The sequence below is a fragment of the Desulfobacterium sp. N47 genome, from assembly GCF_051233685.1.
In the GTDB taxonomy this organism is placed as follows: domain Bacteria; phylum Desulfobacterota; class Desulfobacteria; order Desulfobacterales; family RPRI01; genus RPRI01.
On sequence record NZ_JBAMMY010000200.1, the window covers coordinates 1 to 2287 of the forward strand.

General features: G+C 35.4%; 3 protein-coding genes. All 3 read right to left on the minus strand.

Annotated elements, in window-relative coordinates; genetic code table 11:
- Positions 1 to 335: 335 nt before the first annotated feature.
- Genes VXK47_RS12925 through VXK47_RS12935 form a run of 3 tightly spaced genes read right to left on the minus strand, consistent with a single transcriptional unit; the run spans position 336 to position 2060 of the window.
- Positions 336 to 779 (minus strand): DUF488 domain-containing protein, encoded by a 444-nt coding sequence (locus VXK47_RS12925; protein WP_435549196.1) that lies wholly within the window; start codon positions 777 to 779, stop codon positions 336 to 338.
- On the minus strand, positions 772 to 1407 hold the full coding sequence (locus VXK47_RS12930; RefSeq protein ID WP_435549198.1) for a DUF488 domain-containing protein: 636 nt from the start codon (positions 1405 to 1407) through the stop codon (positions 772 to 774). Before VXK47_RS12930 ends, VXK47_RS12925 begins: the two co-directional genes overlap by 8 nt.
- Positions 1408 to 1409: 2 nt before the next feature.
- Positions 1410 to 2060: a dual OB domain-containing protein gene (locus VXK47_RS12935; RefSeq protein WP_435549197.1), complete on the minus strand. Its 651-nt coding sequence runs from the start codon at positions 2058 to 2060 to the stop codon at positions 1410 to 1412.
- Positions 2061 to 2287 lie beyond the last annotated feature (227 nt).

The following is a 2287-nucleotide window of genomic DNA, read 5'->3' on the forward strand; positions in this document are numbered from 1 at the left end:
CATGGTGATGTCAAACCCAATGCCAACTGAAATAGTTCCGTATCTCTCATAGTAATTTGTCTCAACCTCCTCTATCTCTTGATGACTGATATCTATCATGTCTTGAATCGGATTACCCATACTTTTTAGCGAGGAGCCAATATATTATATATGTCGGAATAGAATTAAATGGCTCAGGGATCAAGGTCTGCTATCTGTCAAAGAACTGTGGGTGAACATCCATTACCCGGCTACGGCCCGGTAATTTAAGTGAGGCGCGCAGTGCGGACCCGCATGCTGCGTGCCGTGGGGTCTGGGGGAGAAAAACCCCCGGCTACCCGATTGTGCAACAATAATTATAGATGTATTATTTCAATGTCTTCAAAACTACGTTTAAAGAACTCAGCAACAAGCCTTCGATGACATTTATCGGGCGTTGGTTCACTGCATAGCAAGCAAGCCATGTGAAGTTCCGATACGCTCAGTAAGGTATGGGCTTTTCTCGATATTAGCAAATCGTTGAATCTCTTTTCATACTCTGCCCAAGTGATTTCTTTTTTCTTATAGGCATCTAATATTTCTTTTGTAGGGGCGAGAAGAGGTTCATGCATGTAATCACAGGTGCAAATTTTTTTCAAAAAATAAATTAAGTCGTCCTTTTTTGTAAAACCTGCAAGTTGAGAAACATTATTTAAACGAATATCTATCAGTTTTACGGCACCAAATTTTTTAAGTTTCTCAAAAAATGTTTCTGCATTTTTTTTTGTAAACCCCATTGTAAATAATTTAATCTTATTCACTGTCAAATCCTGTATGGTTGACCTTATACGCAGCTTCGTTTTCTGCTACATAAGCGATTTTTTCCTCTTGTCGAGAATATGCTTCTGCAAGTCTTTCTGAGTCTTTTATAAAAAGATCAGGTTGCTCTAAATTGAATAATTTCATTAAACGAATTTCTGTTTCTGAATGATTCTCAAAAGTATTAGCGTCAAGGACATGATAAATTTGAATTTGATATCTTTTAAGATGTTTACAAATCAAAATTGTCCTATGACAATTTATAGGATCCTTCTCCGCACACATCAGTGCAATTGAATATTTTTCCATCCCTTTTAGTAGGCGATCAATACCGGCCTGAAACAAAGGGTGCTGAGAGATTAATTCATAATCAACTTGTCCATTTTTATAACATTCAGGAGCTTTAATTCTTGCCCCAATATTATCGCCAAGAAAAACATATTCTATTCCATTATTTATTAAAACTTTTTTTAAATTTTCCTTGTTAAATTCTGGTTTAAACTTGCTATAAGGTTGTGACCGAACATCAGCTATTGCGGTTATGTTAAATTTTTCCAATGCCGTAATAAATGATTCGATTGTATGAGCCGAATAACCAATTGTATATATAATTTTATTATTTTGTTCCATCTTCAAAAATTTAGTACACCAGCAATTAATTTTGAGTGCCAGCCATTATGGTAAATGCCGAGTGATATCGCTAAATATAGACAACTTGTATTTTCCAGCAATGTTTCATTCTCGCTGAATTTTTGAATAAAATCAATGTCTGTGATCGGCAGGCCGTAATGATTATTGTTGAATTCAAAATCTATTCTGAGTTGGCCATCCGATTCTTTTTTATTTACTTGAAAATCAGTTACTTTTATTAATGTTAGAGAATGATCAACCGAATCAATGACATCCTCTGATACCGCCTTTCCTCTATTGCCAAAAAGGTTATATTGTTTCATATCAATAAGACTGTCTAAATTTTCTTCTGACAGTCTTACATTTCCGATGTTTTTTATTGATGCTGGGTTAAAAGTTGCATTTTCAGATTGATATCCATCAGGGCATAATTTTTCAACATCAATCTCTATAATGTCCATCAACCTAATTCCACCAACTAAATCCTCGCTAACTGCGCCATGTTGGTATTTGGAAATCGGTCTCAACCATTTTGGTTTTCCTTCTTTTTCAATTGGCTGATATGTTCCACCAACTTTTTTTACTTCTATGCCAGCAATACATCTTTCACCAAGTTTTTTTGAATTGGCTAAGCAGATAAATAATGTCTTCATCTTAGTTCCTATATTTTTTATGCTGAACGCAGAGGTCAGTAGCAGCCAGGGCTAACGATAACTTTCGCCAAAGACACGGAAAAACAATATATAGTGTCTGAACGGAAAGTCATAGTTTTTTTAAAGTCAGCCGGATAGCTGATGGCAGTTTATTAAATTACTACCATTCAAATCATTGGCATCCGATTGTGAATCAAGTTTTTGCGATATTTTCTCAACAACCGGAC

Excerpts from the sequence above, each read along its gene's own strand:
- VXK47_RS12930 (WP_435549198.1), bottom strand. The coding sequence starts at position 1,407 with ATGGAACAAAATAATAAAATTATATATACAATTGGTTATTCGGCTCAT.
- VXK47_RS12935 (WP_435549197.1), bottom strand. The coding sequence starts at position 2,060 with ATGAAGACATTATTTATCTGCTTAGCCAATTCAAAAAAACTTGGTGAA.